We start from the raw sequence: 19475 nt of genomic DNA, 5'->3' as shown, positions 1-19475 counted from the left end.
CTCAAACGTAAAGGTTAAAGCTCTGTACCACGTTATGGTGATATCCCGCGGGGTTCCATATGAGTTCAAAGGTCTGGGTCTGACCCACTCTGTTGGTGGCTTTGGCCATAACGGTGTATACACCCCTCTTTTCCACCTTGAAGGTATGCTCCCAGTGGACCCAGGAGAACCTACCGTCAGATTTAGTTATGCGAGCCTCTCTCCACGTTCTGCCACCGTCTACAGACACCTCCACGGTTTTTATACCATAGCCACCGTCGTAAGCTATTCCCATGACTGTTATGTAATTTCCGGGTTTTGCGAAGTTTCTTATGTCCTTAATTTGAGTGTTGTCAAGTTCGTAAGGGTATAGGGTCTTCTTAGTGTTTTCGTTGACAAACTTCACCACCAACGAGTTAACCATAATCTCCGTTATGGGCATGTTGGGTGCAGATGGGTCCATATCCCAGGACTCCACCTGTGGGAACTTACCTTTAGGGATCCTGTAGGCGGTGTTGTACCAGAAGTTGGGAGGAAAGTCATAAACTACGTCTATGTCGGTGATGGCCTTTATCCAGTAAGTGGCCGTCCAACCGGGGACCACCAACCTAAGGGGATAACCGTTCTCTGGATGCATCTCCTCTCCGTTCATGAGAAAAGCTAAAAGTACGTTTTCGTCCATAGCTTTCCAAAGAGGAAGGGGCTTTTCAAACCTTGGTTGACCTTCCACCACGGGAGGGTTATAAGTGGAATAAACTACAATACCCTTTGCTTTTGGGTCTACGCCTACGTAATCCAAAAGGTCCTTGAGTCTTACACCCACCCACCGCGCGTTACCCATGGCACCGTAACGCCACTCCACACCGGGAACTCTCGGAACAAACAGCCCTCTCCTGTTTCCGGAACACTGACACAGAGCGGTGAGTTCATAGGTTCTAAAGTTCTTCTTTAGCTCATCTAAGGTTAAAGAAGCTTGTTTTTTGGCAGCTGGTCCCTTTATCTTCAGTGTATAGTCCTTGAAATCCTCTTTCCTCTCCGCATAGCCTGGTTGATGCCACCTTACGAAGAAGGCATCGTTGGGCGTGTAGAACTGTTCAAAGACGTACACAGGAGTTTCGTAGTTTCTGGGTCTTGACGTACGCACTATCAGAGGGTACCGAGGTGACTTAAGAGCCTGTGTGGTCCCCGTCACTATCTCCAGGATATCTTGGGAGAAGGCGGAGCGTGAGAGTAAGAGCCCACCCGTGGTCACCAAAAGACCACCTTTCAAAAAGCTTCTCCTGTCCATATTAGCACCTCCCTAGGATAAGTATATAATCTTCTTCTGGGGAAGCGTAATAAGAGTTTGTTATACAAGCTATAAGAAGGTGATGGAAAGCTATGGTTCTGATGTGTATGGTATGGGGAAAGGAGGAAGAGGGGGGCTTTATGCCTTACAAGCTCCTGTGGCTACTTGACAGTCCACATCCTCACTGGGTGGAAACCACCAAGGATAACCTAAAGCTGGACTTTAGGGAGAGCGGTTTCCGACAGTTTGTCTCTTTAAACTCCCGCTACATAATCACTGACGCTATGCTTATGTTCGGTCTTGAGTACTCTTTAAACCGAGAAGAACTGATAGAGGTTCTCAACCCTATACGCCTCATGGTAAAGGTGAAACCGGGCAGTTACCTAAGCATAAGTCACCACTTTCTGGGAGCTCCCTTTGAGGTGGAAGGTGACGATGTTCTGAAAGAGTTTCTGTTCTCTGCCAGAAAACTGCTTGAGAAAGGAGGCTTTTCCTTGGACGTGTTGGTGGTGTCCCATAATCCCTATCTGGAGGACTTGGTTCTGGAGAACCTAAACAGAATAGAGGGATTAAATTACAGATTCTACGGTGCAAGGCCATGAAGGGTTATAGAGGTGTGTTCAGCAAGATGGGTGAGAACCTCCTGGAAAGGTACGTGGAGGATCTGCTGAAGGAGTTGCAGGAGAAACCCAACGATGTGGATCTTATGATGAAGCTGGGTGTGGCATACGTTAGATTGAAAAAGATAGAAGAAGCCAGAAATATCTACAAAAAGCTTAAAGAATTGGATCCTCATAAGGCTAAAGAGCTTCTGGACATGATTTACGAGCTTTAATATAATTCTTTCTGGATGCGCATTGTGATGGTATCATCAGAAAGTGCACCCTATGTGAAAACAGGGGGATTGGGAGATGTGGTGCATTCCTTAGCGAAAGCTCTTGTGAAGTTAGGTAACCAAGTGTGGATCATCATGCCTTTCTACAAGAAGATAAAAGCCTCCCTTCAGAAGGTTAAAGAATCCCTCAGTATCACCTTCGATGGCTCTCCCAAAAAATTTGATCTTTACACCGACATTAAGGACGGAGTTACCTACTATTTTATAGGATACGATCCTTATTATAACCGTGACTACGTCTATGCGGATCCGCGAGGTTGCTACGAGGACAACCACCTGAGATTTGGTTTTTTAAGTTTAGCAGCTCTGGAGGTGGTAAGACAGCAGAAGATAGAATCTGATGTTTTTCACATACACGACTGGCACACATCTCTGTTGCCTCTTTACAAAAAGCTGTACTATCAGGAGCTGGAGAGGGTTCCCACAGTGCTCACCCTACATAACGCTATGCACCAAGGTATATTTGACAGCCATGTCCTGAACTCTCTCCACATACCCTGGGAGTTTTTTAGACCCTTTGACGGAATAGAGTTCTACGGAAAGGTGAACTTCCTAAAGGCAGGGATAGTGTACTGTGATGTTCTCACAACGGTGAGTCCCACCCATGCGGAGGAACTAAAAGAGTATGCCTTTGGACTGGAAGGTGTCATAAGACAGAAAAAGTACTTTGTGGGTATCCTTAACGGTATAGACTACGAGGTGTGGAATCCTGAAGAGGATCCTTATCTAAAGTGGCATTACGGTAAGAAAAACTTCAGGAAAGGCAAGAGAGCCAACAAGAAGGATATAAAGGATGTCTTTGGGTTGAACACCCCGCTGACAAGACCTCTGGTGGGTATGGTGTCAAGACTCACCGCTCAGAAAGGTTTTGATCTCCTTTTAAAAGCGACGGATGAGTTGGTAAAGGAAGGGTTCGATTTCATAGTGTTGGGTTCAGGAGAGGAGTATTACCAGAACAACTTGCTGGATCTTATGCGCAGACACCCCAATCACTTCAGGGTGCGTATAGATTACAGTGAGGAACTGGCCCACAGAATTTTTGCAGGAGCCGATATCCTGCTCATGCCTTCCCTCTTTGAGCCATGTGGAGTGTCACAGATGATAGCGATGCGGTACGGCACAGTACCGGTAGTGAGAGGCGTGGGAGGTCTTAGGGACACTGTAAAGGACGTGGTGGAAGATCCACAAACGGGCAACGGTTTTGTGTTTTACGATTTCTCTCCCAAAGAGATGGTATACGCTCTTTTGAGGGCACGAGCTATATACGACATGTCAGTGTGTGATGGTGATCTTACCTGGTTTGAGATAATAAAGAGGTGTATGAAGAAAGATTTTTCGTGGGAAAAAGGAGCAAGGGAGTACGAGAGGGTATACGCTACAGCCTTGATGGTGAGAAGATATGATAGTTAGTTTGGATGAACTCCAGAGAATTTTAGAGAGGGAGAGAAAAGGCAAGAGGGTAGTTTTCACCAACGGATGTTTCGACATACTACACGCAGGGCACGCGGACTATCTTGCTAAAGCGAAAGCCATGGGTGACATACTGGTGGTAGGTATTAACTCAGACGAATCTGTGAGGAGGATAAAGGGCGATAGGAGGCCTATAGTTCCCCAGGACATGAGGGCAAAGTTGGTAGACTCTCTTAAACCCGTTGACTATGTACTCATCTTCGAGGAAGACACTCCACTGAACCTAATAAAAGCCATTAAACCTGATGTTCTTGTAAAGGGAGAGGACTGGCCCTTAGAGGAGATAGTGGGTGCAGATATAGTGCTGTCGTACGGTGGAACGGTAGAGAGAATACCCTTTAGCTATACAGTTTCCACCACCCAGATAATAGAGAGGATTCTTCAGAGGTATAAGGATGGAGTCTAAAAAATTAAAAATCTTCGCCATTTTAGAACACGTAGTGGATATCAAGACGGGGGAGTTACACGGTTACCGTGTTCTTTCCAGACTGGTGAGCAAGGAAGAGGAGATAAGCTTTGAAGACATACCCAGTAAGGAGACAAAAGCTAACGCAGAAAAGAGCGTTCTTAACGCGGTGTGTAGAAGAGAGCCCGATAAACCTCTGTTTATAAACATGCCTTTCAGCTTATCCATAGAGGATCTGCCCATTTACGGGGTGAATCTCGTAGTATGCATACCTATAAGCCTAAGCCTTGTACAGATTAGTAAGACCATGTCCCTTTTAAAAGGACTTGGTCTTAAGGTGGCACTGGATGACTTTACCACTGTAGGATACCAGCTTAAAGAACTCAGATTGGGAAGTTTTGATTACGTCTTTGTGGACGATGAGTTTTACACCAACGCGGGTAGTAAAGAGATACAGAGGGTCGTTGCTTTTCTGAAAGGCTTTGGATCTAAGGTATGTTTCAAAAGGATAGATTCAACAAAAAAGCTGGAGATAGCACTACAGGCAGGAGCAGATTTAGGACACGGCTACTTCTTTGGTAGTGAAACATTTCAAGTAGGTGTGCTGGAATGAGGCTTTTGGTAATGCTACTTTTGGTGACATCCTGTGCCAAGATAGTGGTTTTAGAGGATCCTTTGAGTGTTTCTGAACATCTGGATCTAGGCTATCTTTATGAAAAACAAGGAAGCTTAGATTTAGCAGAGAAAGAGTATAAAAAAGCTCTGAAAAAAGATCCCAAAAACTTCTTGGCTCTCTTTAATTTAGGTAACGTGTACGCAAAAAAGGGAGACTACACTGTGGCGGAGAAGTTTTATAGAGAAGCTTTAGCTGTAAAAGAGGATCCGGATGTTCTCAACAACCTCGCCTATGTTCTGTACAAGCAAGGTAGGAGGGAGGAAGCCCTCATCTTCATAAAGAGAGCCCTTCAGATGAAGAACTCAGAGACCTACCGACAGACTTTGAGGGAGATAGAAGGTCATTAAAACTTAAAGGGAATGCGCGGTATACCGAGGGGTCCCTTTGCGTTCTTGAGTTTTCTGATAAGCTTACGGGCTTCTTCGTACTCCTTTAAGAGTTTGTTGACTTCGGACACCGTGGTACCACTCCCTCTGGCGATTCTTTGTTTCCTACTGAGGTTTATGATGGCAGGATTCTTGCGTTCCTCCTTGGTCATGGAGAGAATTATGGCCTCTTTTCTCTTGAGGAGTTTCTCATCCAACTTGAGATGTTTGGCATACTGACCCAAACCTGGTAACATACCAATTATTTTGTCCAAAGGTCCCATATTGAGAACAAACCTTATCTGTTTCAGCATGTCCTCTAGATCAAACTCTCCCTTCATGATCCTAACGGCCAGAGCCTGGGCTTCGTCTTCTGGAATCACCTGCTGGGCTCTCTCCACGAGACTCTGTATATCACCAAGACCCAGTATCCTCTGAGCCACCCTGTCAGGATAGAAGGGTTCTATGTCCTCTAACTTCTCACCCACACCCATGAACTTGATGGGAACACCCAGTGCCTCCCGTACTGACAGAGCAACACCACCTCTCGCATCACCGTCCATTTTGGTGAGAACAACCCCCGTGAGACCAACCGTCTCGTGGAAGGTTTTTGCAGCCCTTAGAGCCTCCTGACCCTGCATGGCATCAGCTACGTAGAGGATCTCAGAAGGGTTCACAGTCTCCTTTATCCTTCTGAGTTCCTCCATAAGTTCCTCGTCTATATGAAGGCGCCCTGCGGTATCAAGGAGTAGGTAATCTACACCTTCATCTTTTGCTCTTTTTACAGCTATCTGCGCTATCTTTACAGGGTCCTCCTCTCCCTCCGCAGAATAATATGGTACCTCTACACGCTCCGCCAGGCGCTGGAGCTGGAGTATAGCTGCCGGTCTCCTCACATCGGTAGATGTAAGGGCTACCTTGAACCCCTTACCTTTCAGATAGTAGGCCAGCTTTCCTACAGTGGTGGTCTTACCTGTTCCTTGGAGTCCCACAAAGAGGACGGTTCCCTTCTTGAGATCTTCCTTTGTCTCTCCCAGTATCTTAACTAGTTCTTCGTAGACGGTGAGAAGCACACTCTCTGCAGGAGAGAGGTTGTTCTTTAGATCCTCTGTGAGAGCCCTCTCGCGTATCCTCTTGAGGAAAGTTTTCACCACATCGTAGTCTACGTCCGCTTCCAGAAGAGCCATCCTTATGTCACGGAGTATGTCGTTGAGCTGTTTCTCCGTTAGTTTTCTGGTGTTTCTCAATCTTTCGAGAGCCTTACTGAACCTATCTGTGAGAAGTTCCAGCATGGTATTAAAATTATACCCGTGCTGAGCCCTGAACTGGTAAAGGAAGCCCTCAGAAAAAACAAAGTGAAGGGTGAAAACTACAGGGGTCTTGAGTACTTGCGTTTCACCGACGACTTTAAAGACATACCGAGAGGTACCATTCTTTTCAAGGAGAGCGTGATCTGGGGATACCCACACATAGGTAGGATATTTCAGTTGTCTTCGGGTCTAAGAGAACAGTTCAATGCTCCCTTCTTTGTAGAGGAGAAAGTGGATGGATACAACGTGCGTATCTTCTATCACGAAGGGCAAGTGTTGGCTGTTACGAGAGGCGGTTTTGTGTGCCCCTTCACCACAGATAGGGTAGAGGAATTTATAGATGCAGATTTCTTTAAGGAGAACCCTCACCTTGTACTGTGTGCAGAGGTGGCAGGTCCAGAGAACCCTTACGTAGATGAAAGTCCTCCCTACATACGTGAGGATATAAGGTTCTTCGTCTTTGACGTTATGGTAAAGGGAGAGCAGAGGTTCTTACCTTATAGGCAGAAGTTACAGCTCATAGAGAAGTATCGGCTTCCCTCTGTGGAAAGGTATGGTCTTTACGATGTTTCCAAAATCGGAGAGTTAAAAGCTCTTCTCAGAAGGCTGAATGAAGAGGGTCGTGAGGGTGTTGTTTTCAAGGAAGATTCGGAAAGGGACAAACGTGTCAAGTACATCACCAGCTATGCCAACCTGCAGGATATAAGGATCACCTCTCTCAATCTGATGGGTTTGCCTGCTGATTACTACACCAACCGGCTCCTGAGATTAGCTCTTTTTATGGAAGAGGAAGGACTTCAGCTGGAGGAAGACCTGCTAAAGGAACTAGGTTCCGCCTTTTTGGAGGGGATCTTTGAGGCTATAAGACAGTCCAAAGAGGAGGGGAGGGTTTACAGAACTTTCAGGTGCAGGTTCAGGAAGAAAGAGAGCGCTTTACTGTTTATGGAACAGATACAACATTCTTCCAGTCAGGTACAGATAATAGAGAGGGGCTTAAAACAGGAGGGATCTTACTGGATTTTGGAGTTTGACAGAGTCTATCTCAACATGACGGGGTTTTTGGGTCACGTGTTGGGGGGAGGTTCTGTCTTTGATTAAGGGCGTAGCTTGACGAGATTTTCCAAGATGTACCTGAAACTTTTGGGATCGATGAGCTTTATCCCCACCCTGTCTGCCCACCTACGTAAGCCCTCGTCCCCTGTGACCAGTATGCCATCCAGTTCGTAAGCCAGAAGAAGTACATCTACGTCCTCCTTACTGTCTATGATGCCGGTTCTGAGAGCTTCTCGGTACTTCTCCCTCAGGCGGTTGATGAGTTTTCCCACCTCTTCCTCCGTTAACCTACCTGCTTCCCGTGTGTGCTCCTCTGCTATCCTTAGGCCTTTGTTGATGCGAGAGCGCACGTCCTCTATGAACTCGTACAGAAATTCCGCAGGTACAGTTAGGTTGTACCTTCTGGGTGATCTTATTCTCACCACCAACTCAAAACGTGGCTTTAGATGACCCAGATCCACCATCTTACAGAGTTCATCGTAGATGGATGTAGGCATGAAAAAAGTAGCACCCGTGTGGGGTGCCAGACTCAAGAAATCCTCTATGGCACCCAACTGATCCTTCTCAAACTGGGAGTAGACGTCCGGGTTTGTAAAGACACTGGTATCCAGTACAAAGACCTCCATGGGGAGAAAATTATAGAGGATCCTTCAGTTTTTCCTCCACCAGCTTAACATCATCCCATGTGTCCACACCGTGGTAGTAGTTTTGGGTTATTAAAACTCCTATCTTTACTCCCTTTTCAAGAAGGCGCAGTTGCTCCAAGGACTCCAGTTTTTCCAGAGTAGTCTGTTTCCACGAAGTGAACTTTAGAAGGGTGTCCCTTCTGTAGGCGTATACCCCTACATGCTTGAGGGGATAAAAGGAAGAAGGATCCCACCTATGGGGAATAGGACTTCTTGAAAAGTAAAGGGCTTCTCCTTCTTGGGATACGACTACCTTCACCGCAGATGGATCATGATGAGCTTGTGGATCTGTCACGGCTAGTGTGGCCACTTCCCACCTTTCTAAGGCGGAGAACAATCTCTGTACATCCTCCTTGTAAACGAAGGGCTCGTCTCCCTGATAGTTGATAACTAGATCCAGATGGGTGTTTTTGACTACCCAAGCCACACGGTCGCTACCGGAAGGTAAAGAAGAGGGTGTAAATACTATCTCCACGGGAAGGTCCTCTACACACCGGGCTACTTCCTCACTATCGGTGGCGAGAAACACCATCTCTCCGGTAGCTAAACAACCTTCCACCACCCAACGTATGAGAGGTTTGTCCAAGATAGGTACGAGAGGCTTTTTAGGAAGACGGGTGGATCCGATACGGGCAGGTATCACTATAGCTCTGTTCATGATCTCAGAAAGTCCAACAGTATTTTCTTGTGGTCAAAGACTAACCTATCAAAAGGCAAACTCTCCAGAGGGAAGACACTTACACCCTTAGCATCGTCTCCCGCCTTTGGCTCACCCTCAGCATCCACAATAAACACCACCGACACCACATGGAAACGCGGGTCCCTATGAGGGTCCGAGTAAACACCCAAAAGCCTGACTATAGAACCCTCCAAGCCTGTTTCCTCTTTCACCTCTCGCAAACAAGCCTCTTCCACCCGTTCACCTACCTCTACGAAACCACCTGGTAGAGCAAAGCCTTTCGGCTCATACCTTCTCTCTATGAGAACAAGTCCCTTCAGATGATCCTTCTCCCACAACCTCACTACCGCATCCGTTGCCAAAAGAGGTGTTTCAGGCTTCCTCATAGTCGTATCTCACTGTTACTCCCCTTTCCTTCAGATACCTCTTAAGATCCGGAATAAGAACCTCACCAAAATGAAAGAGAGAGGCGGCAAGGGCTGCACTAACGTGGGTCATAGAAAAGACCTGGTAGAAGTGTTCCATTCTACCGGCGCCACCGGATGCTATAACGGGTATCTTGACCGCGTTGGCCACAGCTTTACACAGCTCTATATCGTATCCTCTCTTTGTACCGTCAGTATCCATAGAGGTAAGGAGTATCTCACCCGCTCCCAGCTCCTCCACCCTCCTAGCCCACTCCACCGCATCTATACCGGTGGGGGTTCTACCCCCGTGAATGTAAACCTCCCAGCTGTTTCCCTTTCTCTTGGCATCTATGGCTACCACCACACACTGAGAACCGAATCTCCTGGCAGCCTCATAGACCAGCTGAGGGTTTTTCACAGCCGCTGTGTTGATGGACACCTTATCGGCCCCCGCCGAGAGGAGAAGTCTTATATCCTCCAGGGTGGACACACCACCACCCACCGTGAAAGGCATAAAAACCGTCTGAGCCACCTCCCTCACTACCTCTATCATTGTTTTCCTGTTTTCGGCAGAGGCTGTTATATCCAAAAAAACCAACTCATCGGCACCCTGTCTCTCATACTCGGCAGCTATCTGTACAGGGTCACCTGCGTCTACCAAATTCTGAAAACGGACCCCCTTCACCACTCTACCTTTATCCACATCGAGACAAGGTATGATACGCTTTGCCAACATACGGTGTTATATTTTAAACCCATGATAAGGATCGTAGACATGCTCCTGTGGGGAGGGCAAAGAGAAACGATTCAGTTAACTAACGAAGAGTCTTTCTTTCAGATTCTCGAGGAATGTATTCTTTCTCAAAGAGAAATCCCTGAAGAAGAGTCACGGAAAAAGATAACATATCTACCTTTACCGCCGCCCCATCAGGTCAGTTATTTAGAGCTTCTCCCCTTCCAAACCCTTCAGGAGGCTTATCTTCCCAGCCAAGAGGAACATGATCCATCGGTTCCTTCACCTTTTCTATCAAAGGCATTAGAGATCTTCCCTTTTCAAAACCCTCAGGAGGAAGAGCATCGGGTGACATCTCTATCTCCATCACCAAAGACAAACCGCCAAGAAGTGGTTTTTCCTTTCCAGGATCTCAAAGAAGTTCCTTACCTGAGCCAGAAGGGACGTCATCCAATAACACCTTCCCCTCCACTCTCAGAGGCAAATCACCAGGAGACCTTTGTTCTCCAAGATCCTAAAAGATATCCCCCATCTTCTGAGGTAAACGCATTCCTCTCTTTTCCCAAGGATGGGTCAGAGATTACGGAAAACATCAAGGAAGCTGCCACCCCTTCTTTACCCCTCCAAGAGTCAAAAGAGGATGTGAGAAAGCATCGGGTGACATCTCTATCTCCATCACCAAAGGCAAACCACCAAGAAGTGGTTTTCCCTTTCCAAGATCTCAAAGAAGTTCCTTACCTGAGCCAGAAGGGACGCCATCCAATAACACCTTCCCCTCCACTCTCAGAGGCAAATCACCAAGAGACCTTTGTTCTCCAAGATTCTAAAAGATATCCCCCATCTTCTGAGGTAAACGCATTCCTCTCTCTTCCCAAGGATGGATCAGAGATTACGGAGAACGTTAAGGAAGCTACCTCCCCATCTTTGCCCCTCCAAGAATCAAAGATGGTGAAAACCATCAACGTGAGAATGGAGGATGTAGATCTGAAGATAAGATTTGTTAGGGATACTATAAGCGTGAGGGCAGATTTTGGGAGTAATAACCCATTACATATAAGAGAATTGGAATTGGGGAGATTGGTGAACAGTCTTGAGGGTCTCGGCTTTCGGGTAGAGCATATCAGTGTACGACACGCCGGTGGAAGTTTAGAGTTCAGACAGGACGAGAGAAGAAGAGATAGAGACAAAGACAAGGTACATTATATCTTGAAGAGTTTAAGTTTGTAGAGGACTTCCAAGAAGTACTTGGCAAAGTAAACGTTGGACACAAAAGAAGCTATGGTTCCTACGGTGAGGGTGGTGGCAAAACCCTTCACAGGGCCGCTGCCGAACTGGAACAGTATCAGGGAAGCCACCAGTAGGGTCACGTGGGTGTCCCACACGGTGTTCCAGGTCCTCCTGTAGCCCAGCTCTATAGCCTTTCTCACACTATTACCTAACCTGAGTTCTTCACGTACCCTCTCAAAGATAAGTACGTTGGAGTCCACCGCTATACCCATGTTGAGCACTATTCCAGCTATACCCGGCAATGTAAGAGTGGCACCTAAAAGACTCATAAGAGCAAAGAGCATGAGAGTATTGAGAAGTATGGAGAGGTTGGCGGTCACACCTGCCGTCTTATAACGCCCTACCAGAAGGAGTACCAGCAACAGAAAGCCTACTATACCTGACTTGAAACCCTGTTCCACAGCATCCTTTCCCAGATAAGGACCTACTACTGTTTCTTGGAGAAAGAGAACGTTGGTGGGAAGAGCACCTGCTCTGAGCACTATGGCCAGGTTTTGGGCCTCCTCTAAGGTAAAACCTCCCGATATCTGCCCCCTGTCCGATATCCTGCTACGTATGACGGGGGCCGATACCACCTTACCATCCAGCACTATGGCCAGTCTACGCCCTATGTTTTTCTCGGTGGCTTCCGCGAAAACCTTAGAACCCCTGTCGGTGAGCTCAAAGGTGACAGCGGGGCTTCCCATATCGTCGGTGCTGGTGTAAGCGGTCTTCAGGTCAGCTCCTGTTATAACAGGCTTTCTCTCTAAGAGGAACCACTCGTCACCCTTTAAGGAAGGTAATAGCTCCGTATCTTTGGTGAGTTCTGTGATCAGTTTCTCCTTGGGTCCTGTGTCCACCACCAGTTTTAGTTCCAAAAGAGCTGTTCTGCCTATTACCTTCTTGGCCCTCTCTATGTCGGTGACTCCGGGAAGTTCTACCAATATCCTGTTTTCTCCAAGGCGTGTTATCACTGGCTGAACAACCCCCAGTTCATCTATCCTCTTTCTGATGACGTCAAGCGTTTGTTCCAGTATGCCGAGCTGTAGTTTTTTTATTTCCTCCTCCTTCAGTTTCAGGTACAAACCTCCTCTTTCCTCGGTAAAAGTCTCAAAAGAGGGGAACTTTTCCTTTATGAGTTGCCCCACTTTTTGGGAGTCCTGAGGTTGTAGGAGTTCCACCTTTAGACCCTTTTCGGACGGAATCACATCCAACACCTGAATACCCTTATCTCTTAGCTGTGCGTACACTTCAGAGGAGTACCGTTCGTACTCCTGTCGTAGAGCATAGGCCAAGTCTGGTTCCAACACCATGGAAACACCGCCCTTCAGGTCAAGACCCAAGTTGGGAGGTCTGTAATAGAGAATGGCGAGACAAGACAGTACTATGACCAGCAGTAGTATGAGATTGGCGTAAAAACCCCTCATTTTACCAAAACTATTTTACTCAAAAATCCAGATCGTAATCTTCTTCCGAAAACTCCTCCTCCGGTTGGTAAGGTTCCACAGAGGTGGGAATGCCCGAAGCTATAGGTTTGAAAGCGGTGGTGTCCTTTATAAAAGCTACCTTCACTATACCTGTAGGACCTTGTCGCTGCTTGGCCACTATTATCTCTGCTATACCTTGCTCTTCGGGAGATGGGTTTTTCTTATAGTACTCAGGTCTATGTATGAAGAGGATAAGATCAGCATCCTGTTCTATCTGGCCAGACTCTCTTAGGTCGGCCAGCTGAGGTCTTTTGTCGGATCTATGTTCTACCTGTCTTGAAAGCTGTGCGAGAGCTATAACGGGAAGCTCTAACTCCTTAGCTAAGGCCTTCAGGTTCCTGGATATCTCTGCTACCTCCTCCTGACGGGAACTTCTCCTATGGGGAGGTCTCAGAAGCTGAAGGTAGTCTACGAAAACGGCCCCCACGTTCCTCTCTTTTTTAAGCTTTCTACTTCTTATACGCAGGTCCACCGTGGAGAGGTTAGGCGTGTCATCTATGATGATGTCTGCCTTTGCCAACTCTAATGCGGCAGCCATGAGCTTTCTATCCTCTTCCTCTCCCACAAAACCTTTTCTAAGGTTCTGAAGAGGAACGCCCGAGGTCATTGAGAGGAGTCTCAGTACCAACTGCTCTTTTGTCATCTCTAAGGAGTATATGACCACAGGAACTCTCTCCTCCACAGCTATATGAAGGGCTATGGAAAGCATAAAGCTGCTTTTGCCCATTCCCGGACGCGCCGCCACTATCACCAGATCGGAGGGATGGAAACCTGTGGTCATAAGGTCCAGTTCCATAAAGCCTGTAGGTAGTCCGGTTATTATTCTGTCCTCCCTCTTACGCCTGTTTATTATCTCCAGCACTTCCCTTACCACATCCTTGATATGAAAGTACTGAGTGGTGGTGTGCTTTTCCGATATTTCGTAAACGCGCTGGGTTATGGCCTCTACTATCCTGGCAAAGTCAGGCTCTTCCTTTATCTCCTTTATGGTGTTAAGGGATAGTTCTAAAAGCTGTCGCAAACCCGATTTCTCCTTTACTATTCTGACAGCTTCTTCTAAAAGGGCTCCCTCTGCTGCTTCTTCTGCCAACTGGTAAACCAGATCCATGCTCAAGCGCTCTAATAGACCCGCCTTCCTTAGGTACTCTCTCAGCACTATGTCGTCCCAGTCTTTTCCTTTCTCCTCCCAAATTTTGGAAAGAACGGAGAAGAGGAGTCTGTGATCTTCTACGTAAAAGTCCTCCTCCCTCAAACTTTCCAGCACTAAGGGTATACTCTCTGGATCCTTTATCATAGCACCCAGAATAGCCCTCTCCGCCGTGTCGTCGTGAGGATAGCTTAGATCTTCCAGCATCTTCAAAGTTTGATAGCTGTCACCTCTATCTCTACAAGGGCGTTGAGGGGGAGCTGCTCAACACCCACCGTAGTTCTCGCAGGCTTCACATCCACTTCTTTAAAAAACTCGGTGTATACCTCGTTAAACTCCCCAAAGAGGGATAAATCCCTTAGATAGACCACCACCCGCACAACATCCTGCTTTTGGTACCCACAGGAGACGAGTATACTCTCCACGTTCTTGAGAGCCTGCCTCACCTGCCCTCTGAAATCCTCCAGTAGTTTGCCGGTGGTGGGATCTATCCCTAACTGCCCGGACAGAAAGAGAAATGGCCCGGCCTTCACCGCCTGAGAGTAAGGACCTAAAGGTAAGGGAGCCAGATCCGTCCTGACTTCTTCTTTCATAGTACTTTCTGCATAATGTGTTCGGGAATGTCAAAGTTGGCTATAACCTCCTTAACGTCATCCAGCTCTTCGAGGGCTTCGAGAAGTTTGAAGAGTTTCTGGGCAGTTTCTGCATCCTCTATGGGAACAGTGGTGTTGGGTCTGTAGGTCACCTCAGCTCTCTGTATCTGCACAGAGGCTTTCTCCAGACTCTCCTTAACCGCGTAAAGATCCTCGGGACGGGTGTATACGGTGTAAAAGGCCTCACCCGTCTGTATATCTTCCGCACCAGCTTCTATGGCCTTCTCGTAGAGTTCATCCTCAGATATGGACTCTCTCGGAACCTCTATAATCCCTACCCTGTCAAACATAAAGGATACACAACCGGATGTACCTAAGTTTCCGCCGTGCTTACTGAGAACGTGCCTTATTTCTGCGGTGGTTCTGTTTCTGTTATCGGTGGTGGTTAGAATCATCAGAGCTACACCACCTGGCCCGTAGCCTTCGTAAAGGACCTCCTCGTAGTTCTCGCCTCCCAGTTCCCCTGACCCCTTCTTTATGGCTCTCTCTATAGTCTCCCATGGCATGTTAAACCTCTTGGCGTTTTCGATGGCACTGCGTAGCCGCGGGTTAGTCTCGGGATTTGGCCCCCCTTCCCTTACAGCCACCGTAATCTCTCTGATGAGTTTGTTAAATATCCTGCCTCTCTGAGCATCCACTTTAGCCTTCTTGTGTTTTATCTGGGCCCAGTGACTGTGTCCCGCCATAGGAGATATTATATATCTTTCTGAGGCTGAAGTATAATTTATAAACTTATAAACTCTGTAGTATATCACAAGGAGGTGCGCTATGAGTAAACACGTGGTCATACTGGGTGGTGGAATAGGTGGGATAGCCACCGCTTACAACCTCCGCCGTATGGATTCCAGCTTAAAGATAACCATAGTGTCAGGCAGGCCTTACTTTGGATTTACGCCTGCTTATCCTCACCTGGCTTTAGGTTGGAGAAAGTTTGAAGACATCACCATACCTCTGGCCAACCTTCTTCCCAAGTTCAACATAGATTATGTTCCCGAGAACGGAGAGTCAATAGATCCAGATAACAACAAGATAAGGACAACGTCAGGAAAGGAGATAGAGTACGATTATCTGGTTATAGCAACTGGTCCTAAGCTGGTGTTTGGTGCAGAAGGGCAAGAGCAGTACTCCACTTCTGTATGTACTGCGGAACACGCCCTAGAACTCCAGAAAAAACTGGAGGAGTTTTACGCAGATCCTGGTCCCGTGGTGGTGGGTGCTATACCAGGTGTGAGCTGTTTCGGCCCGGCCTACGAGTTTGCCTTCATGCTCCATCATGAACTGAAGAAGAGGGGTCTGCGCCATAGGGTACGTATAACTTACATAACCTCTGAACCTTACGTAGGACACTTAGGTCTCGGTGGTGTTGGGCCCTCCCGTAGGTTGATGGAAGATCTCTTTGCTGAGAGAAGCATAAACTGGATAGCCAACGTAAAGATAACCAAGGTGGAGCCCGACAAGGTAATATACGAAGATCTGGAAGGTAAACAGTATGAGGTTCCCTGCAAGCTCTCTATGCTCATGCCCAGGTTCATGGGACCTGAGGTGGTGGCCTCTGCAGGAGATAAAGTGGCGAATCCCGCCAACAAGATGGTGATTGTCAACAGATGCTTCCAGAACCCCACCTACAAGAACATATACGGAGTAGGTGTAGTTACCGCCATACCTCCTGTAGAACAGACACCAATACCGACGGGAGCTCCAAAAACAGGTATGATGATAGAACAGATGGCCCTTGCGGTGGCCAAGAACATTGTGAACGATATAAAGAACTCCGCCGATAGATACGCGCCCGAACTTTCCGCCGTATGTATAGCAGATATGGGAGGCGACGCAGCAGGCTTCTTCGCACACCCTGTCTTACCACCCAGAGCAACGGTCAAGCACAAAAAGGCTGTTTGGATGCACTGGTTCAAGTCCGCCTTTGAGAAGTACTTCCTGTGGAAGGTCAAAAGCGGTAACATCTCTCCCTTCTTTGAGGAGAAGGCACTGGAGCTATTACTGGGTGTGCACGGTGTAAGACTCTGCAAGGACTGCTCTGGTTCTCCTGGAACCTGCTAACCCTTCTCCAAATACACTATGGAAACTCCTCCACCCCCCTCGCGGGGGTATCCTTCTCTATGAAAAACCACCAAAGAAGATGAAGCTAAAAGTTCCTGTACCGTTTTCTTGAGCTGACCCGTACCGTGGATAACCTTCACCACCTTTACACCGGACCTTTTTGCCTCTTGAAGAAACATCTCCAATCGGTATAAGGCTTCCTCCACAGTGAGGCCAGTGAGATTTATCTCTCCTAGATCCCTCTTTACGTGAAAGATCACCGACTCTTGAGAGGGAGGTGGTGGTTCACCTCTCCTCACATCAGATGCTCTCACCCACGCCTTTATCCCGTTGATGACCACCTGTAGGCGATCTCCCTTCACCTCTATAACTCTACCCACGGATCCCATGAACTCCACCCAGTCACCTACCTTAAAGCTATCCTCCTTTACCTTCTGTCGGAGTTCTTCCGATTTCTCCTTCAGAAACTCCCTCACCCGCTGTCTTTCCTTTGCAGTCTTTATCAGTTCCCGATACTCTGCCTCCAGCTTTTTGAGGTACTCCATAGCTTCCTGCATGGCCTTTCTCTGTATCTCTTCCTTCTCTCTTTCCAACTGACTCAGAAGAACCTCCTGTTGAGCTCTAAGACGCTCCAGTTCCATCTTGGTATCCTCAAGTTCTTTGAGGCGTTTTTCGTACTCCCTTACATACTCTTCCAAATTTTCCCTAGCTTGCATGTAGCTTTCAAAACCTTCCGGTAGGTTCTGCTTGGCTCTGTCTATAACCTCCTGAGGTATGCCACACCTTAGAGCTATCTCCATGGCCATACTTCCACCTACCGCATCGTAGAGGATGCTGTACAGGGGCATAAGACTATCTTTGTCAAAGGCCACAGTGGCAGGTCTGTAGTAATCGGAACTCAACGCGTAAACCTTTATAGGTGTGTGGTGGGTGTTGGCAAAAACATAAGCTTTCCTACTTTTTAAGTACTCCAAAAGACCTATACCTATGGCGGACCCCTCCACAGGATCAGTACCGGCACCTAGTTCATCCAAAAGCACGAGGGTTCTTTCGTTAACCTTCGGTAAGAACTGGGCTATGTTAACCATATGACTTGAGAAGGTGGAGAGGTTCTGTTCTATGCTCTGTTCGTCACCTATATCGGTGAAGATGTTTTCAAAGATGGGAAGTTCACCCTCCTCTATGGGTATTGGTAAGGCACACTGGAACATGAGAGCACATAGCCCCAGCGTTTTCAATGCCACTGTCTTTCCACCTGTGTTGGGGCCTGTCAGCAGAAGACCTCTCCTTTCTTCCAACACTATATCTACCGGAAATACCTTCTCCTTAATGAAGGCTAAGATAGGGTGTCTTGCGCCCACCAGTCTTACCTTGCTTCCCAGTCTGGGAAACTTAGCCCCCACTTTGGTGGAAAATAAATACACAGCCTTCAGATAGTCTACCTTCATGAGAGTCCAGAAGGCTTCTAACAGCCTGTGGGCCTGCTCTCCTATATAGGAAGTTATCCTTCTCAGGACCCTTTTTACCTCCTCCTGTTCTTCGTCCTTTAAAACTACCAGCTGGTTGTTAAGATCCACAATGCTGTAAGGCTCCACGTAAGTGGTATAACCTGAGGCGGAACTTCCGTGTACTATACCCATTATCTTCTTAAGTTCTGTGGTTCTTACGGGAAGGACATATCTGCCGTTCCTTATGGTTATTATCTTATCGGTAAAAATTTTAGAAGCATCTTGTCTGGCAAGAAGATTCTCAAGGCGGTTCATAATCTCCTTCTCCACAGCTCTTATCTTCTGGCGAACGGTGGCCAGTTCGTGGCTGGCAGAGTCTTTTACAAAACCTCTCTGATCTATGTTGGAATCTATCACACTCTCCAGTTGAGAGAAAGTGTGAAGGCCCTTAAGGAGATTCTGAAGATGTTTAAACTGCTGAAGATGAGTGCCTATATGGCGTCTTACCTCTTTTACCAACTTTATCACCTTAAGGATAGCCAGAATCTCCTCTAAGCTTAGCACAGCGTCCTTGATGCTAGCCTTCTTGATACTCTCTTCTACATCTTCGAAAGGGTAGAGAGGTACCTTGTCCGCTATCTGCATAAACTCCTCTACAAGAGCTATCTCCTCCCTGAGCTTAACTTCGTCCCTGATAGGTTCTACGTTACTGAGATACTTCTCCGATACTTTGGATGTCAGATACTCTTTCAGAATACCGAGAAGTTTATCCCACTCTAAGTGTTTGAGATCTATCTCCCTCATAGGTCTCTCAGAGCTTCCTCCCTCTGTATACAGGTGGGGCACTCACCACAGGGAGGTTCGGTTCCTCTGTAACAGGAGTAGGTTTTCTCAAAGGGGACACCCAACTCTTTACCTAGAAGGGCTATCTGTCTTTTGGTCATACCTAAGAAGGGGGCAAACACGTGAACCCTCGTCTTTTTGGTGGCCGTTTGAACAGAAGCTGCGTTGATGGCAGCTTCTGCCGCCGTTATGAACTCAGGTCTACAGTCAGGATAAGGTGTGTCTAAGGCGTGAACACCTATACCTACGTGATCTATCTCAAGAGCGTCCGCAAAGGAGGAGGCTATAGCCAAGAAGACCAAGTTCCTCATAGGTACTGTGGTAATAGGTGGTGCATGGGTAGGATACTCTCCGGTAGGCACTTCCACCCTTGTATCAATAAGAGCTGAACCTTTTATGTAACGATAGGAAGGTACCTCCACCAGTATATGCTCTTTTACACCCGCCAACTGGGCAAGTATTTTGGCATACTTAAGCTCCACACTGTGCCTTTGGCCGTAGTCAAAAGATATGGCATACACCTCTTCAAACTCCCTTTTGGCCAACCATAGTAGCACCGCGCTGTCCATTCCTCCCGAGAGAAGAACCAATATACGTCGCATAGTATTTAAGTTTATACTGATGAA

The 19475-nt window shown here is 47.3% G+C and carries 21 protein-coding genes; 9 read left to right on the top strand and 12 right to left on the bottom strand.

Annotated features, from left to right (window positions below; all coding sequences use genetic code 11):
* Position 1: 1 nt before the first annotated feature.
* Complete coding sequence (locus THAL_RS04160; protein ID WP_012991861.1) at positions 2-1267, bottom strand: molybdopterin-dependent oxidoreductase; 1266 nt, start codon at positions 1265-1267, stop codon at positions 2-4.
* 140 nt (positions 1268-1407) lie between these two features.
* Between THAL_RS04160 and THAL_RS04155 the strand changes: the two genes are divergently transcribed.
* From THAL_RS04155 to THAL_RS04130, 6 genes are read left to right on the top strand one after another with little or no spacing between them, the layout of a single operon-like run.
* The gene (locus THAL_RS04155) at positions 1408-1869 is read left to right on the top strand and encodes a hypothetical protein (RefSeq protein ID WP_012991860.1); all 462 of its coding nucleotides are present in this window, start codon (positions 1408-1410) and stop codon (positions 1867-1869) included.
* Positions 1866-2102: a tetratricopeptide repeat protein gene (locus THAL_RS04150; RefSeq protein ID WP_012991859.1), complete on the top strand. Its 237-nt coding sequence runs from the start codon at positions 1866-1868 to the stop codon at positions 2100-2102. The genes THAL_RS04155 and THAL_RS04150 overlap by 4 nt, the downstream gene beginning before the upstream one ends.
* Positions 2103-2117: 15 nt before the next feature.
* A complete protein-coding gene (gene glgA / locus THAL_RS04145) occupies positions 2118-3572 on the top strand; it encodes a glycogen synthase GlgA (RefSeq protein WP_012991858.1) in 1455 nt (484 codons plus the stop codon).
* Positions 3562-4038 carry a D-glycero-beta-D-manno-heptose 1-phosphate adenylyltransferase gene (gene rfaE2, locus THAL_RS04140; protein ID WP_012991857.1) on the top strand — a complete coding sequence of 159 codons (477 nt, stop codon included), beginning with the start codon at positions 3562-3564 and terminating at the stop codon, positions 4036-4038. Before glgA ends, rfaE2 begins: the two co-directional genes overlap by 11 nt.
* A complete protein-coding gene (locus tag THAL_RS04135) occupies positions 4028-4651 on the top strand; it encodes an EAL domain-containing protein (protein ID WP_012991856.1) in 624 nt (207 codons plus the stop codon). Before rfaE2 ends, THAL_RS04135 begins: the two co-directional genes overlap by 11 nt.
* Positions 4648-5061 carry a tetratricopeptide repeat protein gene (locus THAL_RS04130; protein ID WP_041434086.1) on the top strand — a complete coding sequence of 138 codons (414 nt, stop codon included), beginning with the start codon at positions 4648-4650 and terminating at the stop codon, positions 5059-5061. The genes THAL_RS04135 and THAL_RS04130 overlap by 4 nt, the downstream gene beginning before the upstream one ends.
* Here THAL_RS04130 and ffh read toward each other — a convergent pair.
* Positions 5058-6371, bottom strand: coding sequence for a signal recognition particle protein (gene ffh / locus THAL_RS04125; RefSeq protein WP_012991854.1), 1314 nt, complete (start codon positions 6369-6371; stop codon positions 5058-5060). The two genes, THAL_RS04130 and ffh, sit on opposite strands and share 4 nt — an antisense overlap.
* An 18-nt stretch (positions 6372-6389) precedes the next feature.
* On the opposite strand from ffh, the gene THAL_RS04120 reads away from it, so the two are divergent.
* Positions 6390-7487 (top strand): RNA ligase, encoded by a 1098-nt coding sequence (locus THAL_RS04120; RefSeq protein ID WP_012991853.1) that lies wholly within the window; start codon positions 6390-6392, stop codon positions 7485-7487.
* Here the strand turns inward: THAL_RS04120 and THAL_RS04115 are convergent.
* The 4 genes from THAL_RS04115 to hisF are packed head-to-tail and all read right to left on the bottom strand — an operon-like array spanning position 7484 to position 9950.
* Positions 7484-8068, bottom strand: coding sequence for an RNA ligase partner protein (locus THAL_RS04115; RefSeq protein WP_012991852.1), 585 nt, complete (start codon positions 8066-8068; stop codon positions 7484-7486). The two genes, THAL_RS04120 and THAL_RS04115, sit on opposite strands and share 4 nt — an antisense overlap.
* 10 nt (positions 8069-8078) lie before the next feature.
* Positions 8079-8786 (bottom strand): 3-deoxy-manno-octulosonate cytidylyltransferase, encoded by a 708-nt coding sequence (gene kdsB / locus THAL_RS04110; protein WP_012991851.1) that lies wholly within the window; start codon positions 8784-8786, stop codon positions 8079-8081.
* Positions 8783-9193 (bottom strand): NUDIX domain-containing protein, encoded by a 411-nt coding sequence (locus tag THAL_RS04105; protein WP_012991850.1) that lies wholly within the window; start codon positions 9191-9193, stop codon positions 8783-8785. The genes kdsB and THAL_RS04105 overlap by 4 nt, the downstream gene beginning before the upstream one ends.
* Positions 9180-9950, bottom strand: a complete 771-nt coding sequence (gene hisF, locus THAL_RS04100; RefSeq protein WP_012991849.1) for an imidazole glycerol phosphate synthase subunit HisF — start codon at positions 9948-9950, stop codon at positions 9180-9182. Before hisF ends, THAL_RS04105 begins: the two co-directional genes overlap by 14 nt.
* A gap of 21 nt (positions 9951-9971) precedes the next feature.
* Between hisF and THAL_RS04095 the strand changes: the two genes are divergently transcribed.
* Positions 9972-11174 (top strand): hypothetical protein, encoded by a 1203-nt coding sequence (locus tag THAL_RS04095; protein ID WP_148209095.1) that lies wholly within the window; start codon positions 9972-9974, stop codon positions 11172-11174.
* On the opposite strand, the gene secD is transcribed toward THAL_RS04095, so the two are convergent.
* Genes secD through THAL_RS04075 form a run of 4 tightly spaced genes read right to left on the bottom strand, consistent with a single transcriptional unit; the run spans position 11147 to position 15186 of the window.
* The gene (secD, locus tag THAL_RS04090; protein WP_012991847.1) at positions 11147-12640 is read right to left on the bottom strand and encodes a protein translocase subunit SecD; all 1494 of its coding nucleotides are present in this window, start codon (positions 12638-12640) and stop codon (positions 11147-11149) included. The genes THAL_RS04095 and secD overlap by 28 nt on opposite strands.
* A 19-nt stretch (positions 12641-12659) precedes the next feature.
* Positions 12660-14054, bottom strand: a complete 1395-nt coding sequence (dnaB, locus tag THAL_RS04085; RefSeq protein ID WP_012991846.1) for a replicative DNA helicase — start codon at positions 14052-14054, stop codon at positions 12660-12662.
* A gap of 2 nt (positions 14055-14056) precedes the next feature.
* Positions 14057-14440 (bottom strand): RidA family protein, encoded by a 384-nt coding sequence (locus THAL_RS04080; protein ID WP_012991845.1) that lies wholly within the window; start codon positions 14438-14440, stop codon positions 14057-14059.
* Complete coding sequence (locus THAL_RS04075) at positions 14437-15186, bottom strand: YebC/PmpR family DNA-binding transcriptional regulator (protein ID WP_012991844.1); 750 nt, start codon at positions 15184-15186, stop codon at positions 14437-14439. Before THAL_RS04075 ends, THAL_RS04080 begins: the two co-directional genes overlap by 4 nt.
* A gap of 82 nt (positions 15187-15268) precedes the next feature.
* Between THAL_RS04075 and THAL_RS04070 the strand changes: the two genes are divergently transcribed.
* Positions 15269-16558 carry an NAD(P)/FAD-dependent oxidoreductase gene (locus THAL_RS04070; RefSeq protein ID WP_012991843.1) on the top strand — a complete coding sequence of 430 codons (1290 nt, stop codon included), beginning with the start codon at positions 15269-15271 and terminating at the stop codon, positions 16556-16558.
* On the opposite strand, the gene THAL_RS04065 is transcribed toward THAL_RS04070, so the two are convergent.
* Both THAL_RS04065 and queC read right to left on the bottom strand, forming a co-directional pair.
* Positions 16555-18810 carry an endonuclease MutS2 gene (locus THAL_RS04065; protein ID WP_012991842.1) on the bottom strand — a complete coding sequence of 752 codons (2256 nt, stop codon included), beginning with the start codon at positions 18808-18810 and terminating at the stop codon, positions 16555-16557. The genes THAL_RS04070 and THAL_RS04065 overlap by 4 nt on opposite strands.
* Positions 18807-19451, bottom strand: a complete 645-nt coding sequence (queC, locus tag THAL_RS04060; protein WP_012991841.1) for a 7-cyano-7-deazaguanine synthase QueC — start codon at positions 19449-19451, stop codon at positions 18807-18809. Before queC ends, THAL_RS04065 begins: the two co-directional genes overlap by 4 nt.
* Positions 19452-19475 lie beyond the last annotated feature (24 nt).

Origin of the sequence: Thermocrinis albus DSM 14484, assembly GCF_000025605.1 — a bacterium.
In the GTDB taxonomy this organism is placed as follows: Bacteria; Aquificota; Aquificia; order Aquificales; family Aquificaceae; genus Thermocrinis; species Thermocrinis albus.
This window is presented reverse-complemented; position numbering and strand designations above follow the sequence as displayed.

Coding starts and splice junctions, on each gene's coding strand:
- THAL_RS04160 (WP_012991861.1), bottom strand. CDS start 1,267: ATGGACAGGAGAAGCTTTTTGAAAGGTGGTCTTTTGGTGACCACGGGT.
- THAL_RS04155 (WP_012991860.1), top strand. CDS start 1,408: ATGCCTTACAAGCTCCTGTGGCTACTTGACAGTCCACATCCTCACTGG.
- THAL_RS04150 (WP_012991859.1), top strand. CDS start 1,866: ATGAAGGGTTATAGAGGTGTGTTCAGCAAGATGGGTGAGAACCTCCTG.
- glgA (WP_012991858.1), top strand. CDS start 2,118: ATGCGCATTGTGATGGTATCATCAGAAAGTGCACCCTATGTGAAAACA.
- rfaE2 (WP_012991857.1), top strand. CDS start 3,562: ATGATAGTTAGTTTGGATGAACTCCAGAGAATTTTAGAGAGGGAGAGA.
- THAL_RS04135 (WP_012991856.1), top strand. CDS start 4,028: ATGGAGTCTAAAAAATTAAAAATCTTCGCCATTTTAGAACACGTAGTG.
- THAL_RS04130 (WP_041434086.1), top strand. CDS start 4,648: ATGAGGCTTTTGGTAATGCTACTTTTGGTGACATCCTGTGCCAAGATA.
- ffh (WP_012991854.1), bottom strand. CDS start 6,371: ATGCTGGAACTTCTCACAGATAGGTTCAGTAAGGCTCTCGAAAGATTG.
- THAL_RS04115 (WP_012991852.1), bottom strand. CDS start 8,068: ATGGAGGTCTTTGTACTGGATACCAGTGTCTTTACAAACCCGGACGTC.
- kdsB (WP_012991851.1), bottom strand. CDS start 8,786: ATGAACAGAGCTATAGTGATACCTGCCCGTATCGGATCCACCCGTCTT.
- THAL_RS04105 (WP_012991850.1), bottom strand. CDS start 9,193: ATGAGGAAGCCTGAAACACCTCTTTTGGCAACGGATGCGGTAGTGAGG.
- hisF (WP_012991849.1), bottom strand. CDS start 9,950: ATGTTGGCAAAGCGTATCATACCTTGTCTCGATGTGGATAAAGGTAGA.
- THAL_RS04095 (WP_148209095.1), top strand. CDS start 9,972: ATGATAAGGATCGTAGACATGCTCCTGTGGGGAGGGCAAAGAGAAACG.
- secD (WP_012991847.1), bottom strand. CDS start 12,640: ATGAGGGGTTTTTACGCCAATCTCATACTACTGCTGGTCATAGTACTG.
- dnaB (WP_012991846.1), bottom strand. CDS start 14,054: ATGCTGGAAGATCTAAGCTATCCTCACGACGACACGGCGGAGAGGGCT.
- THAL_RS04080 (WP_012991845.1), bottom strand. CDS start 14,440: ATGAAAGAAGAAGTCAGGACGGATCTGGCTCCCTTACCTTTAGGTCCT.
- THAL_RS04075 (WP_012991844.1), bottom strand. CDS start 15,186: ATGGCGGGACACAGTCACTGGGCCCAGATAAAACACAAGAAGGCTAAA.
- THAL_RS04070 (WP_012991843.1), top strand. CDS start 15,269: ATGAGTAAACACGTGGTCATACTGGGTGGTGGAATAGGTGGGATAGCC.
- THAL_RS04065 (WP_012991842.1), bottom strand. CDS start 18,810: ATGAGGGAGATAGATCTCAAACACTTAGAGTGGGATAAACTTCTCGGT.
- queC (WP_012991841.1), bottom strand. CDS start 19,451: ATGCGACGTATATTGGTTCTTCTCTCGGGAGGAATGGACAGCGCGGTG.